The organism is Brevibacillus sp. Leaf182, from assembly GCF_001423865.2.
Taxonomy (GTDB): domain Bacteria; phylum Bacillota; class Bacilli; order Brevibacillales; family Brevibacillaceae; genus Brevibacillus; species Brevibacillus brevis_C.
The window spans coordinates 21,854-36,238 of record NZ_LMPN02000034.1 but is presented as its reverse complement, the minus strand read 5'-3'; the positions used below and the strand labels follow the sequence as shown (position 1 = coordinate 36,238).

The window sequence follows — 14,385 nt, the reverse complement described above, 5'->3', positions numbered from 1 at the left end:
GATTGGACCATCGCCTATACAAGACCGTTTTTCCCCGTTTTTTACACAGTTACTGGCAAATGGAGTGGAGATCAGCTCGCTCGTCTTTCAACTGGGTCTGGCAGACCATACTGCTTTCTCATAACTTGACGCCAAAACGGAATCGTCCGTTGAATCATTGGTCCCGTTAACAGCGCGATTAGTATCGTGCCGATTGACACAGGTCCGCCCAAAGCAGCGCCTGCAAGTAAAACGGTTACTTCTATGATGAGGCGGACTCGCTGGATACTCCAGCCAAGACGTTCGTTCATCGCAAGCATGAAGCTGTCACGCGGACCTGCTCCCAGAGAAGGAGACAAATACATCCCGATCCCGACAGCCAAAACAACAACGCCTGTGAGAAACATCAAGAGCCTCGCCCAGATTGATTGCACCTCAGGAATAAAATCCAACCATAAGATAAGATCGAGAAAAACGCCAAAGCAAATCATATTTAAGAACATTCCAAAATTAGGCTTGATTTTTGCCACCAAATACGTGGCGAAAATGACAACGACTCCTACAATCTGAGACCATAGACCAATCGTTAATCCAAATGTTTTTTGCAGACCGATGTGAAAGGTTTCCCAAGGTGCTACGCCAAGGTTTGCTTTAATAGCCAGTACCGTACCGAATGCACCAACGAACAAGCCTAGTACAAACATCGTGTAGCGAACTGCGATCGACCTGTTGAACCCTCTGCCAGACACGTCTGCTCATCTCCTGACGATGTGGTTTACTTCCAGCCTGCAATTACTTCGTAAAAAAGCCCGTCCTTCCGGTAATACGCTTCGGATTTGGAGAAGTCCAGGTAAGTTTTTGCCTCTGCAAGCTGCTCTCCCGTCAAAATGACCTGGCGCTGCTTGTTCACATCGTCTCGATATTCGACGACGAGACTGACTTCTTCCGACTGACAATGTTGAATGAGTTCTTCAGGTGTTGTAAAAGTAATCCGCTTCATGCTCCCCCACCTCCTCCATCGTGATCATTCATTATAGCAGGGATTATGGCTTTCTCCCATCGTTTCTCTCTCGCTTTACAGAAATGCTGCCAAGATCATCAGCCAATTGGGTCGCCGGAAAAATTTGCTGAGCTTCTGCCAACAGATCCTCCATCGAAAAATCTCCGTCCTCATCTTCATAACGTGGACTAAAGTGAGTCAGACACAGTTCTTTCACGCCCGCGTCTTTGGCAATTTGAGCCGCCTCGCGTGCTGTCGAATGTCCGCTTCTGGTCGCCAGCTCCTTGTCATGATGGGCGTAGGTCGCTTCGTGAACGAGCAAATCTGCCCCTTTAGCCAGTTCCACAACCGCTTGGCTCGGCTCCGTATCTCCACTGAAGACGATTTTGCGTCCTGGCTGCGGCTCTCCAACGAAGTCCTTCCCGTCCAACACTCGACCATCCTCAAGTGTGACCTGTTCTCCTCTCTTCAAGGCTCCAAATAACGGCCCTGATGGCACCCCGGCTTGCTTTGCCAGTTCTACTTGAAATGCTCCTGTCTTTTCCTTTTCCATCACGGCATAAGCAAACGAAGGCACGCGATGCTTCGCCATTCGACAGCTCACCACGATCTCTTCGTCCTCGTAGATTACGCCCTCACTGACGATTTTTATTTCCAACGGATATTGTAAATGAACCGGACTTGCCTCCATGATACCGCGAAAATATCGGTCGAGCCCTGGTGGTCCATACAGCTCTAACGGAGTCGGTTCGGTATTGCGCAAAGATCGGCTCGCAAGCAGTCCGATCAGTCCATACAGATGATCCCCATGCAGATGGGTGATAAAGATTTTATCCAATTGACTAATTTTCATCGGTGCTCGCAGTAGCTGGTGTTGAGTCCCCTCTCCGCAGTCAAACAACCACCACTTGCCTGCCTGTAAAAATCGCAAGCCGATCCCGCTCACGTTTCTTCGCGTAGTGGGTGCACCTGATCCGGTGCCTAAAAATGTAACGATCACGCTATGTCCATCTCCTTTTGTGGCCTTCCCTCATCATGTGCCTGTCTCTATCTCTAGGCATTCACCCTTTTTTGTCTGGGCGCATAGCCTACAACATACAAAGCCTAGCAAGGAGGGACTCCTAATCATGAAACGATTTTTGGCGCTGGGGCTGGCCGCTTTTCTCGTTATGACAGCCGTCTTGACTGGCTGCTCCAGCACTCCCGAAAAAATAAGAATTGGTGAAGTAACTCGTTCCTTGTTTTACGCCCCGCAATATGTCGCACTTGAAAAAGGATTTTTCAAGGAAGAGGGTCTGGAAGTGGAGCTCTCAACCATACCCGGCGGAGATAAAGTGATGTCGGCCCTCTTATCTGGCGGCATCGAGGTAGCGCTCGTCGGCTCCGAGACCAGCATCTACGTCTCTCAGCAAGGAGCTGCCGATCCAGTTGTCAACTTTGCGCAGCTCACGCAGACCGACGGTACCTTCCTCATCTCCCGCACCAAAATGGATGACTTTACTTTCGACAAGCTAAAGGGCAGTGTCTTCTTGGGTCAACGTAAAGGCGGCATGCCGCAAATGGTCGGAGAGTATGTACTTAAAAAGCACCATATCAATCCGCAAGGCGACCTGGAACTCATTCAGAATATCGAATTCAAAAATATTGCGTCTTCCTTCGCATCTGGTACCGGAGCGTATGTACAGCTATTTGAACCGGAAGCCTCCCGCTTTGAACAGGAAGGAATCGGCCATGTCGTCGCCTCTTTTGGCAAAGAGAGCGGAACCGTTCCTTATACCGTCTTCATGACAAAACAAAGCTATATCGACAGCAACGCAGCAGCTATCCAAAAGTTTACCAATGCGGTCTACAAAGGGCAACAGTGGGTTGCCAGCCACAGTGCAAAAGAAACGGCTGATGTGATTGGCAAGTACTTCGAGCAAATCGATCCAAAGATTCTGGAAACCGCTGTACAGCGTTACCTGGAACAGGGCTCCTATGCGACAGATCCCATTCTGGACGAAAAGGAATGGAACCAGCTACAAGATATTATGGATTCCGCTGGTGAATTAAAACAACGTGCTGATTACAACAAGCTGGTCAACACCACTTTTGCTACCCAATCCAAGGAAGGGAAATAGGCCGTCATGAAGCAGATTTCTTCTACGCCGGCAAAAATAGAACTCGGCCACGTGACCCATCTTTATTTATCCACGACCAGGGCGTTCATGGCGGTCCAAGACATTAACCTGCGCGTGGAGGAAGGCGAATTCATTTGTCTGGTTGGTCCCAGCGGTTGTGGAAAGACGACGCTGCTCTCACTCATTGCAGGGCTTGAGAAGCCGACAGCAGGGAAGGTGTGGATCGACGGAAGAGAAGTCAACGGAACGTCAAGGCAAGTTGGCTACATGCTTCAGCAAGATTATTTGTTCAATTGGCGCTCCATCGAGGATAACGTGTTTCTCGGACTCGATATCCAAGGCATCCGCACCAAGGAAACAGAGGAGTACGCGCTGCATCTGCTGGATGAAATGGAACTGTCTGATGTGCGCAAATCCTCTCCCCTGCAACTGTCCGGCGGCATGCGGCAACGGGTTGCACTCGTCCGAACACTCGCCTGTCAACCTGATGTGCTGTTGCTTGACGAACCATTTTCTGCATTGGATTACCAAACCAAACTCAAGCTCGAAGACTTGATCTTTTCAACGCTGCGTCGGCATAAAAAAACGGCAGTCCTTGTGACACATGATCTCTCCGAATCGATAGCGATGGGAGATCGCGTCTATATCTTTTCACGCAACCCGGGACGCATCAACAACGAGATTGTCGTACCCAGCCCGATCCGGGATGCTCTGCCATTCGACGCCAGAAATCATGAGGGATTCCAAGACTTGTTCCATCGCGTGTGGAAAGAGATGGAGGTAGTTTCTGATGCAGCTAAAGGAAATTGAATCCGTCCATCGTCGCTACTTACAGCTAGAAAAGCGTATGAGCTATTCCGTCTTTGCCACCCAACTATTCCTCTTTCTCGTTTTTCTCGGCTTATGGGAGCTCTTGGCTCGAACCAATACCATTAATGCGCTCATCTTCAGCTATCCCTCCAAAATTTGGGCTCAATTTTGGTTGCAGTTGCAAGATGGCAGTCTTCTCCCGCATGTCGGCTTGACCGTATGGGAAACAATCATCGGCTTTCTCTTAGGAACGATTCTGGGAACCGTCATGGCAACGATCATTTGGTGGTCCCCTTTTCTCTCGCGCGTACTGGAGCCTTATCTCGTAATTGCCAACAGTATGCCAAAGGTAGCACTCGGTCCGGTTTTCATCGTCGGCTTTGGTCCAGGTTTGCTCTCCGTCATAGCGATGGGGTGCGCGATCTCGATCATCATCACCACGATCAACGTCTATACCAGCTTTAGGGAAGTCAATCAAAATTACGTCAAAGTCGTGCAAACACTCGGCGGGAGCAAACGGCAAATCTTCACGCTCGTCATTTTGCCAGCTACCATCCCAACCCTTCTCGCAACGCTGAAGGTGAATGTCGGACTTTCGTGGGTAGGCGTCATCGTCGGAGAGTTTCTCGTATCCCAGCAAGGCTTGGGGTATTTGATCATATACGGGTTCCAAGTATTTAATTTCACCCTGGTCATGATGAGCTTAGCCATAATCGCGGTCATCGCTACCCTGATGTATCAAGGTGTAGCCTATATAGAGCGGCGGCTCACCAGCCAGTTCAAATAGATGGCTTCTAAAAAAACGGTGCCAACCATCTACCGGGGATGATTGCACCGTTTTTTCATGGATCAATATGTTCTGACGGGGTTAGGGAGCGACGATCTCGACCTTAATTCTATCTGGGTCCTCGAAAAACAAAGCATAATGTCCCTCGCCTCCAGCATGCGGATGCCGATCCTGATAGAGCAAAGAGATACCGCGACGAGCAGCTTCCTCCCGCAGCTTTTCCACATGTTCTCGATCCCGTGCGTAAAATGCCAGATGATTCAAACCGACTCGACAACGATGATGCGGAATATCGAGGAATCGCTCCTCTGCCTGGACAAAAACCAGATAGGTACCGTTCTGTTTCCAGCTTACCCCGCTCGCCCATTCTTGATAGCGCGTATAGCCCAGCTCTGCTTCCAGCAACCAGCCCCAAAAATCTTTGGAGCGCGCCAGATTGGAGACATACACTTCCACGTGATGCAGCATCGCACAGTCCTCCTTTTTACAGAAAAACGCCCGACAGTGAATTGCCGGGCGCTACAACTATCGATTTACTTCCAAAACTTCCACTTGCTCTTCTTCGCCGTCGAATCGTCCATTTGGCTCTCGACGACTTTCTGTTGGGCCGCTGCTTCCACTTCGAGGGCTCCAGGTACTCGATTCAGGAAGTGATCGACCATAGGCTTGTAGTTATCTGGCAAATGCTCTTGCATGTTTCGCAGAATGACGATTGCCTTTTCCATTTGATCGGTCGCCAGCAGAGCGTTGGCATAGTTGAAGCCTGCATACGGATAGGGGAAATGTGGCGTCCAGAACTTTTCACAAATCTGAATCAACTGATAGACATATCCCGCTTGTCCCAATTCACCTGTTACAGTCATGACGACCTCAAAGCGATCTTTCGCTCCTTCAATCGCAACCGTGTACCATTTCATTGCATTCAGGAGATCCTCCTCATTCAACGCAACACGTGCCAACTGCAATTGTGGTCTCCAAGCGCCTTCTTTACTTGCCAGCGCCTCAAGCTGCGCTTTCAGCTCATCCTTCTTCCCTCTTTGCAAGAAGCTCTCCACAAACATGTTCAAGCCATTTTCTTGATTCGGGTCTTTGTGCAGACCTGTATGTAGGGTCTCGAACGCTTTTGGCTCATCTCCCTCAAACGCGAAGATTTTTGCCAAATTGGTACAAGCCGTACCCGAGGAAGGGAATCGTTCCAGACAATCTGTCAGAATTTTTTTAGCGCTTTCAAATTCTCTCGCCTGCATATGAACGACTGCACGGAAAATGAGAGCAGACTCGATTGGACCGTATAATTCGAGAAGCCTGTCGGCAGCGACAGCGGCTTGCTCATGAAATTGACCCTTCACCAACTCCATCGCAAAATCGCGAAGCTTATCTTTTTCATCCCAGTACTTATCCAGATTTTGCGGAATGATTTTTTTCTGGTAATCCTCTCGGGACATATCGATGGTTTGACCGAACTCATTGGTAAACGTCACAAATTCAGACATGAAACAGCCTCGCTTTCATTTCCTCACAAAAGTTTCAAATGCTTGTATCGCCAATTAGATCCATGCTTTGATATTTACTTTACGGATAAATTCCTCCATTGATTCCTTCGCGGGTTCGTCATTTGCCTCTTCTGCATCTTCCATGCCCATCAGTTGTCGAAACAGTGCTTCGTTCCTTGTCGCCAATGCAAAATCAATCAAAGCCTCATGCGAGATGCGATTTGCTTCTTCCTCCAGCAACTGCTCCTCCAAGGCGATATCCTCTTCTACAACGGCGATATGCTTATCAATTTTCGGAATGCGTAAAACCCAGGAAAATGCGCTGTCCGGATTGCGGTCACGAGCAATCAGGTATCCGTATTCACCCAAAGGCAAACCTTGCTCGAAGGAGTCGGCAACAATGACGACGCGTTGTCCAAGCTTGAACATGAGCGTCAACTCCCAATAAAGATTAATTCTAATCATACTAAATTGTATGTGTTCTTGGGAAGAGCAAACCCCAAGGATGGGTAAACACACAAAAAGTTTGTTGCTCGAACCAAAATAAGGTACAATTTTTACTAATGAATGGATATTGGTAATGAGGTGTACAAGGTATGGGTGAAATGTCTACAGGGTTTTCCCTGTTTATCGTTGGTTGGACCATCGTTCTCGTAAGTCTTATGGCGATTGGCGGGTATTTCATGTTCCGCAAATTTCTCAAGTCCATGCCCAAGCAAGACGGAAAATCTGACTTGGATTGGCAAGATCATTTCATTGATCAGACACGTTCACTCTGGACAGATGAGGGTCTGACCTTGCTCAATGAATTGGTTGATCCTGTGCCACAGTTGTTTCGTGATGTTGCGAGACGTTCCATTGCAGCGAAAATCGGGCAGATCGCGCTGGAAGAGAAAGCAACGACCATTACGACAGATTTGATTGTAAAGGGGTACATCGTAGCAACGCCCAAGCGTGACCACAAATGGCTCATTGCCCACCTGAAATCCAAAGAAATCGATTACACGCCCTATGAGAAATATTTAAATGCCGAGGGATAATTGAAACTTCCAGTGGAGTCATCCGTAAAAAAGGGTAAGACCTTTTTGGCAAGGAGACGATGTGGATGTCAGTCCTACTCACGATTTTGGGGATCGGTTTCGTTATATTGATCGTTGCGATTGTCATTGTGGCGGTCCTCTTTAAGAAAGGCGCACGGTTCTTGTGGAAAATGACCGGACGTGGCTATCACAAGTACAGCAGCAGTGATTACCGATATCACCCTTTTTGGAAGATGGGGCATCGAACATACGGTCATCGTCACTATCGTCGCAAATATTCCAGCCATAGTGGATTTTTTAGCAGTTAACGTAATGAAAATGAGAAGGCACTCAAACCCGTTTTGAGTGTCTTTTTTTTATGTTATGGGAATACCACCTCTGACAACGATCGCTATAGTACCTACAGAATTGAATTGAGAGAACACTAAAAAGTTCCCAGCAAACAAGTAACAAACCTCCAAAACCACAAGACTCGTCGTGCTGGAGGTTTGTATTATTTACGCATCGCTGCTTTTTTTGTTTACGTTTTGCGGCCCTCCGGATACTCCACCCGATACCAGGAATGCCATGACTTCTGAGCTTTCCGTATCAAGCAGTTGTACCTGATCGCTCGGAAACAGCAGGAGATTTCCCGCAAAATTGTACGACTGTGGCAGATAGACCGCTACGTGGCCTGTGAGACCGAAAGAATCGAGGCTTTCCTTTGTAATAAACCCAATGGCCTTCGCATTTCCATCCTTGGATAGCGTCACGAGCACTGGCTTGTCGAAGCTCTTCTTCTCCCCTACAAAAGCACCGATCAAATCCTTGATGGACGTATAAATGAGTTTGATAAACGGCACTTTCTCGAAAACGGCGGACACGAGCGAAAGCACTCCGCGTGTCAGCACATTGGATGCCAGGAAACCTACAATCGTGATGCCTAGTATCGTCAAGAGGAAGCCAAGCCCTGGAATTTGGAGATTAAACCAGTTGTTGACCAGCAGATAGAACCAGTTATCTACTGTCGTGAATATCCAGTACAAAATATAAATCGTCACTGCCAACGGAATGACAAACAATAACCCCTCTAAAAAATAGCGGATGAAACGCTTCATCTCTCTGCTCCTCTCTCCTAACCACCTTACCGTAATTATTGTACCTGATTGGATTGCCATCTGCTATGATGAAGAAAAAAAGAGAAAGTAGGGAGATTGATGCAAGCACTTGTCACACCTCAATGGCTCAAGGATCATCTGAACGATGAAAATTTGGTGATCGTCGATTGTCGTTTTGCTTTAAGTGCTTCTGAAGCAGGTGCAGAGGAATACACAAAGGACCATATCCCGCAAGCCCTCTACTTTCATCTGAACCGTGACCTTTCTGGCTCCAAAAGCGAGCATGGTGGGCGTCATCCGTTACCAGACACGGATCTGCTCGCTGCCCATTTTTCAAATGCGGGAATCGATGCCAACACGACTGTCATAGCCTACGATGATCAGGAAATGGCGATGGCAGGACGTCTATGGTGGCTGCTGCGATACCTTGGTCACGATCAGGTAGCTGTACTCGACGGTGGATACGCTGCTTGGAAAAAGGCTGGCTATGAGGTAACAGCAGAAGTACCTACTGTACAAGCTCGTCAGTTCGTCCCTCATGTCCGCCACGACATGCTGGTTGACATGGAAGGTGTCAAAAAACGTAGCGAGCATACTGTATTGCTCGATTCTCGTGCGCCAGAACGCTACCGCGGCGAGAACGAACCGATCGACGCTAAAGCAGGTCACATACCCGGGGCGCACAATTTCTTTTACAAGGACAACCTCACTGCTGATCAGACGATGCTTCCGGCAGACGAGCTGCAAAAGCGTCTCGCCCCTTATGCTGACAAAGAATTGATCGTCTATTGCGGCTCAGGCGTGACGGCTTGCTCCAATTTACTTGCTTTCCATGCTGCTGGTCGAACAGATGTGAAATTGTATGTGGGCAGTTGGAGTGATTGGAGCTCGTATCCAGATAATCCGGTAGCTACCGGCGAAGAGTAATTCCATAATTGGACTGTCGGCGATCGCTTCCTTACGATATTGAGGAGCGGTCGCCTTATTTTTTCTTCCTCTATCATTTTCGCTATTATTCATAGATAATAATTATCATTATCAAAAACTTGTGCACTTGCCTGAAAAGGTGGATGGATTCATGAAGTATAACGAAGAATACGAGCCTAGTCGTCAAATGTCACTCAGCGAGGTTCGCTCCTATATGATCTGTAACTTCGATCGTCCGTTAAACGTAACTACGTTGGCAGCGATGGCGAACTTGAGTCCGAGCTATTTTGGTGATTCGTTCAGGAAGGCTTACGGACAAAGTGTCATGGACTATGTAACGAGTCTGCGTATCAATCATGCCAAACGATTGTTACGCGAGACGGATATGAAGCTGCGGGATATTGCGAAAACAATCGGGTATAGCGATGAGTTTTACTTTAGTCGGAAGTTCAAGAAGGAAGTGGGTGTATCCCCGTCTGCGTATGAAAGAGCTTCCGAGCGCAAAGTTGCCGTTTACTCCCCTTCCCTGTTGGGCCATCTGATGGTACTGGGGATTATACCAGTCGCTGCTCCTTTGGATGCGAAGTGGACCCCCTACTATTATCAGCAGTATCAGCAGCGAATTGCCGTTCATCTAAAAGCGGTCGAAACACCTTGGAGCGATGGCGATCAGGAAATGATGCTTTTGGCTGCCAAACCGGATGTCGTCATTAGCCACAGAGAACTTCCTGAAACTACTAGGCAACGCTTGTCCGCACACGCCATTGACGTCTGGACCCTCCAATCTTCTGACTGGAGAGAGCAATTACGTGAAGTTGCCAGCTACACGGGCAAAGAAGCTGCCGGTGACTCCTGGATCGCTTTTTATGAAGCGAAAGCTGCTGACGCTCGCGCAGAGCTTTTGTCCGTGCTCAAGCAAGATAAATTTGCGATCATTCGACTTTATCGGGATGGCATCCATCTCTACAACAACAAGGGGATGAAGGAGCTTCTGTGCGATGATTTGCAGCTTTCTCTTGTGGAAGAGGAAACGGAGCCTTGCAATCAGCCCACCACGCTCGAGCAGCTTGCGAGCTTAGACCCGGAGCGAATCCTGTTGTTCGTTTGTCTGGATGAGTCGACACGCCTAAGCTGGCTGACAATACAACATCATTCGCTTTGGAAAGGACTTCGCGCTGTTCAAAATGGCTATCTCTACCCCTTGCCTTCTAATCCGTGGTACGAGTATTCACCGGTTGCCATGAACCGCATGCTCGATGAGATGGTGCTGATGGTAACGGGGAAAAGTCCAAATGCAATTCAAGGTGTTGTCCATGGAGCCCCCTTCTTGTGTGAATTATAATGTTTTCCAGTGAGAAACATTATCATCGAGAGGGGATTCCACGAGTATGACAAAGAAAACTAGCCTTGCGCTAATGCTGACCACGACGATGCTCGTTGCTGGACTTGCAACAGGATGCGGGAACAACGCAAGCAGTGAGGCAGTGACGCAGAAGGCCAATTCGTCTACCACTGGGAGTGCTAAAGGATCGACAAAGAGCTCTTCTGAACAACCTGCCTACCCGCGGGTACTAAAAGATGAAATGGGTAACGAGGTGACATTACCAGCCGCACCTACCAAAATATTCGCTCCTAATCTGGAAGATACATTGGTCGCATTAGGCGTTGCTCCGGTCGTGCAGTGGTCAACTGGCTTACGACCAAAAATGTATTTGCAAGATCAGCTAAAAGATGTTCCATCCATTACTTTCGCAGGTGGATTGCCTCCAGAGCCGGAAGCGGTTATGGCCCATGAGCCAGATCTCATCCTCTTACACAATGCCAACCATATCGAAAGCGGCGTGTATGACAAATATAAGATGATTGCGCCGACGTATGTGTTCAAGCAAGCAAATGCTGATCTAGCATCTTCCGTACGCGTGGTTGGCGATCTGTTGGGCAAGTCGGCAGAAGCTGAAGAAGCTTTGCAAAAGTATAAAGAACATGTCGAGTCAGCCAAAAAGGAGCTGGCCCCCCATATCCAAGGCAAAAAAGCAGCGATCATTCGCTTCAATGGCAGAGGGATGTTCTTCATCAAGTACGATTTCTTCAGTGGATACGTACTTACCAATGAGCTAGGCTTTTTGCCGAGCCAGGTTGTATCCGGCGGTGACATTCATTTATCACTAGAGAGCTTGCCTGATTTGGATGCGGACTATATTTTCCTCATCAATGACGCTGGTACGGGGGATACGTTCGAGAAAGATTTGACAGAGAGTCCCGTGTGGAAAAGCATGGAGGCTGTGAAGAACGGTCGTACGTTTAAAGTAGAGGGAGATCACTGGTTAAGTGGCGGCCTGATCGCACATAGGAAAGTCATTGACGATGTGAAAGGATTGATTGCAAAATGAGAATCATAGAGAAAAACAGCTACTCCCCTCGTAATTGTGTAGAGTGGACCCTGCAATCAAGCCAAGGTCGTGACTATCGGATTATGATTGCGATTCCGGAAGCTGAGGCCCCTCCTGAAGGGTATGCGGTTATTTATGCTGTGGATGGCGATGCGATGTTTGGAACGATTGCCGAGACAGTGAAGGTGCAAACCCGTAAGCCCAAGGGCTTCAACCCAGCCATTGTTGTAGGAATCGGCTATCCATCACGTCTCCCCTTTGACATGGAACGCCGTTGTTATGATCTGACCATGCCTGTGGACGCAGCTACGCTCCCTGACCGACCAAATGGGCAGCCGTGGCCAGAGCATGGCGGAGTTGATTTGTTCCTCGATTTCCTTGAACAGCAGCTAATGCCAGCTATTTCTTCCGAGTGGAAAATAAATCCGAACAGACAGGCGATTTTCGGCCACTCCTTGGGTGGTCATTTCACACTGTATACGATGTTCTCGCGTCCGAAGCTATTTACTCACGTCGTATCAGGCAGCCCTTCCGTCTGGTGGGGCAACGACGAGGTATTGAGGGAGCAAGAGCGCTTCATCGCCCAATGGAAAGGGGATTACGAACGAAAGCTGCTTGTCATTGTTGGCGGTGATGAGCTTTCCTTCATGGTCGAGGGTGCACAACGGGTTGTCGAGCGCATGGAACCACTCGTTACCAAAGGTGTTCAAGTGAGCTACCTCAAATTCGAAGATGAGGGCCACGTAAGCGTGCTGCCTTCCGCTATCAATAGACTTGTGCGGTTTGTGCTTACGGATTAGCCCTCTGAAACTACTTTCGTAAACGTAAAGGACAGACAAATGATACGATATATTCGTTTATTGCTTCATTTCGGCTATCAAGAAGCCATGTCTTGCTTGTTTCCAGTCTTTATTTTTGCTTCACTGGCCTTATCCAAGCTCGTCACCATTCCTGGTTTGCCTAGGTATGACCTCCTGCTATTGCTCTGCCTACTCTTCCAGATCTTCATGGTGAAAAGTGGCTTGGAGTCTCGGGACGAATTGAAGGTCATCACGGTCTTTCACGTGATCGGGCTGTGTTTGGAAATATTCAAGGTACATATGGGATCTTGGAGCTATCCAGAGGATGCGTACAGTAAGGTGTTTGGCGTTCCTCTTTACAGTGGGTTCATGTACGCCAGTGTCGCGAGCTACTTATGTCAAGCGTGGCGACGACTTGAGGTCTCTCTCTCTGGCTGGCCGAATCAGATTATCGCCACCATTTTGGGCGCCATGATTTATCTGAACTTTTTCACCCACCATTATATTTGGGATTTGCGTTGGGTGCTGATGGCAGCTATTTTCATTGTCTTCTGGAAAACACGTGTTTATTTTAGCGTCGCGAACGAGCGATTCTTCATGCCCATCCCTCTTGGTTACTTTTTGATCGGTTTTTTCATTTGGATTGCGGAAAATATAGCAACGTTCCTCGGTGCTTGGAATTATCCGAATCAAAAAGCAGGCTGGGAGCTCGTGCATCTCAGTAAAATCAGCTCGTGGTTTTTACTTGTCATCGTGAGCTTCATTATCGTGGCGGAATTGAAGCACGTAAAATCCAGAAGATCCCAGTCCCATGATAGCAAGAAACACATGTAAAAAGCCTATCCACTCTTCGTACGAAACGTCAAAGGGTGGATAGGCTTTCGCTTCTTACTTACTAACGTTGCTCAGTACATTCTCAATCATTTGGCGGTTGGCAATGACGCCTGTGTACAACCAACTGGAATCTTTCGCAAACGTATAGGCATTTCCATTCTTCACAGCAGGGATATTCGCCCAGACTGGATCTTTTTGCAGTTGTTCCACAGCAGTTGGATTACTGTTTACGATAAACAAGTACTCGGCATCGAGTTCAGCCAATTTCTCCATAGAGATCGCGTTCCAGTTTGCTTCTCCTGACTTGGAGATTTCCTGAACGATGGCAGGAGCCTTAAACCCGAGGTCCTTGTAGAGCACATCTCCGCTAGACAAGTCCTGACGTGCTACGTACACATTTTTTCCCGTCATCCACAGTGCTGCCGCTGATTTTTCCCCGATCGCTTGCTGCAACTTTTGTTTGGACTCGGTTGCAAATGTCTCATAATCTGCCAGCACTTTCTTCGCTTCTTCTCCTTTGTTGAGGACTTCTCCTACCGTCAGGAGCTCTTTACGCCAATCGCTGTTCTTTTCTTTTCCAATGGTGTAAGTAGGAGCGATTTTCGAGTACTGGCTATACTTATCCCCTTGGATCAGGGATGCGCTTTCCAAAATAATCAGGTCGGGGCTGTGGCTCATCACGACCTCTGGCGGCAGATCATAAGGAATCGCTGGAATACCCGCCAGCTCTTTTTGCAGGTAGCCTTGTACCTGGCTGTTCCCTACTGACCATTGAGCAACTGGCTTCACTCCCAGCGCTACTAAATGATCCTCCAGATAAGAAGCGATCACGCGTTGCGGTTGAGCTGGGACTGTTACTTCATTTCCCATCGCATCCTTCAGTACCCGTGGAGCTTCGGCCACTGGTGCCGCGGTCTGGCTGTTGTCCGCTTGTGCCTCTGGACTTGCAGTGTTCTGCTGGCCAGAGCAAGCGCTCACAATGAGCACTAAGCTTGCTAATACCATGCTGGCTATCGAATGTTTCGTTATTTTCTTCATGCGTTTGTTCCTCCATCTGTGCCTTGTCATCAAGCCAATCTTGCTAACTCGACCACAATCACATTGAGAA

The 14,385-nt window shown here is 48.3% G+C and carries 18 protein-coding genes; 10 read left to right on the top strand and 8 right to left on the bottom strand.

What is annotated here, in order from left to right; all coding sequences use genetic code 11:
• Window positions 1-71 precede the first annotated feature (71 nt).
• The 3 genes from ASG16_RS26010 to rnz are packed head-to-tail and all read right to left on the bottom strand — an operon-like array spanning window position 72 to window position 1,979.
• Window positions 72-728, bottom strand: coding sequence for a YczE/YyaS/YitT family protein (locus ASG16_RS26010; protein WP_082517279.1), 657 nt, complete (start codon window positions 726-728; stop codon window positions 72-74).
• A gap of 26 nt (window positions 729-754) precedes the next feature.
• Entirely contained in the window at window positions 755-979 is a 225-nt protein-coding gene (locus ASG16_RS26005) for a hypothetical protein (RefSeq protein WP_048032455.1), read from the bottom strand.
• Between the two features lie 43 nt (window positions 980-1,022).
• On the bottom strand, window positions 1,023-1,979 hold the full coding sequence (gene rnz, locus ASG16_RS26000; RefSeq protein ID WP_056493795.1) for a ribonuclease Z: 957 nt from the start codon (window positions 1,977-1,979) through the stop codon (window positions 1,023-1,025).
• 127 nt (window positions 1,980-2,106) lie between these two features.
• On the opposite strand from rnz, the gene ASG16_RS25995 reads away from it, so the two are divergent.
• The 3 genes from ASG16_RS25995 to ASG16_RS25985 are packed head-to-tail and all read left to right on the top strand — an operon-like array spanning window position 2,107 to window position 4,696.
• The gene (locus ASG16_RS25995) at window positions 2,107-3,099 is read left to right on the top strand and encodes an ABC transporter substrate-binding protein (protein ID WP_056493792.1); all 993 of its coding nucleotides are present in this window, start codon (window positions 2,107-2,109) and stop codon (window positions 3,097-3,099) included.
• A 6-nt stretch (window positions 3,100-3,105) separates the two neighbouring features.
• Window positions 3,106-3,909 carry an ABC transporter ATP-binding protein gene (locus ASG16_RS25990; protein WP_056493789.1) on the top strand — a complete coding sequence of 268 codons (804 nt, stop codon included), beginning with the start codon at window positions 3,106-3,108 and terminating at the stop codon, window positions 3,907-3,909.
• On the top strand, window positions 3,890-4,696 hold the full coding sequence (locus ASG16_RS25985; protein ID WP_056493786.1) for an ABC transporter permease: 807 nt from the start codon (window positions 3,890-3,892) through the stop codon (window positions 4,694-4,696). Before ASG16_RS25990 ends, ASG16_RS25985 begins: the two co-directional genes overlap by 20 nt.
• Window positions 4,697-4,777: 81 nt before the next feature.
• Here the strand turns inward: ASG16_RS25985 and ASG16_RS25980 are convergent, their stop codons facing one another.
• From ASG16_RS25980 to ASG16_RS25970, 3 genes are all read right to left on the bottom strand, one after another.
• Complete coding sequence (locus ASG16_RS25980) at window positions 4,778-5,164, bottom strand: VOC family protein (RefSeq protein WP_056493783.1); 387 nt, start codon at window positions 5,162-5,164, stop codon at window positions 4,778-4,780.
• Window positions 5,165-5,229: 65 nt separating this feature from the next.
• A complete protein-coding gene (locus ASG16_RS25975) occupies window positions 5,230-6,189 on the bottom strand; it encodes a tetratricopeptide repeat protein (protein WP_048032449.1) in 960 nt (319 codons plus the stop codon).
• Between the two features lie 54 nt (window positions 6,190-6,243).
• Window positions 6,244-6,618, bottom strand: a complete 375-nt coding sequence (locus tag ASG16_RS25970) for a hypothetical protein (RefSeq protein WP_056493780.1) — start codon at window positions 6,616-6,618, stop codon at window positions 6,244-6,246.
• Window positions 6,619-6,785: 167 nt separating this feature from the next.
• Here ASG16_RS25970 and ASG16_RS25965 point away from each other — a divergent pair, with 167 nt between their 5' ends.
• Together ASG16_RS25965 and ASG16_RS25960 are read left to right on the top strand one after the other, a co-directional pair.
• Complete coding sequence (locus ASG16_RS25965) at window positions 6,786-7,229, top strand: DUF2621 domain-containing protein (protein ID WP_056493777.1); 444 nt, start codon at window positions 6,786-6,788, stop codon at window positions 7,227-7,229.
• Between the two features lie 65 nt (window positions 7,230-7,294).
• Window positions 7,295-7,537, top strand: coding sequence for a hypothetical protein (locus ASG16_RS25960; protein WP_056493774.1), 243 nt, complete (start codon window positions 7,295-7,297; stop codon window positions 7,535-7,537).
• Window positions 7,538-7,726: 189 nt separating this feature from the next.
• Here ASG16_RS25960 and ASG16_RS25955 read toward each other — a convergent pair whose 3' ends face one another.
• Complete coding sequence (locus tag ASG16_RS25955; RefSeq protein ID WP_056493771.1) at window positions 7,727-8,326, bottom strand: DUF502 domain-containing protein; 600 nt, start codon at window positions 8,324-8,326, stop codon at window positions 7,727-7,729.
• Window positions 8,327-8,425: 99 nt separating this feature from the next.
• On the opposite strand from ASG16_RS25955, the gene ASG16_RS25950 reads away from it, so the two are divergent.
• From ASG16_RS25950 to ASG16_RS25930, 5 genes are all read left to right on the top strand, one after another.
• The gene (locus tag ASG16_RS25950) at window positions 8,426-9,253 is read left to right on the top strand and encodes a sulfurtransferase (RefSeq protein WP_056493768.1); all 828 of its coding nucleotides are present in this window, start codon (window positions 8,426-8,428) and stop codon (window positions 9,251-9,253) included.
• Between the two features lie 151 nt (window positions 9,254-9,404).
• A complete protein-coding gene (locus ASG16_RS25945) occupies window positions 9,405-10,595 on the top strand; it encodes a helix-turn-helix domain-containing protein (RefSeq protein ID WP_056493766.1) in 1,191 nt (396 codons plus the stop codon).
• Between the two features lie 46 nt (window positions 10,596-10,641).
• On the top strand, window positions 10,642-11,643 hold the full coding sequence (locus ASG16_RS25940; RefSeq protein ID WP_056493763.1) for an ABC transporter substrate-binding protein: 1,002 nt from the start codon (window positions 10,642-10,644) through the stop codon (window positions 11,641-11,643).
• Entirely contained in the window at window positions 11,640-12,443 is an 804-nt protein-coding gene (locus tag ASG16_RS25935; protein WP_056493759.1) for an alpha/beta hydrolase, read from the top strand. Before ASG16_RS25940 ends, ASG16_RS25935 begins: the two co-directional genes overlap by 4 nt.
• 39 nt (window positions 12,444-12,482) lie before the next feature.
• Window positions 12,483-13,277: a DUF817 domain-containing protein gene (locus tag ASG16_RS25930; protein ID WP_048032441.1), complete on the top strand. Its 795-nt coding sequence runs from the start codon at window positions 12,483-12,485 to the stop codon at window positions 13,275-13,277.
• Between the two features lie 54 nt (window positions 13,278-13,331).
• On the opposite strand, the gene ASG16_RS25925 is transcribed toward ASG16_RS25930, so the two are convergent.
• On the bottom strand, window positions 13,332-14,315 hold the full coding sequence (locus tag ASG16_RS25925) for an ABC transporter substrate-binding protein (protein WP_056493756.1): 984 nt from the start codon (window positions 14,313-14,315) through the stop codon (window positions 13,332-13,334).
• Between the last annotated feature and the right edge of the window lie 70 nt (window positions 14,316-14,385).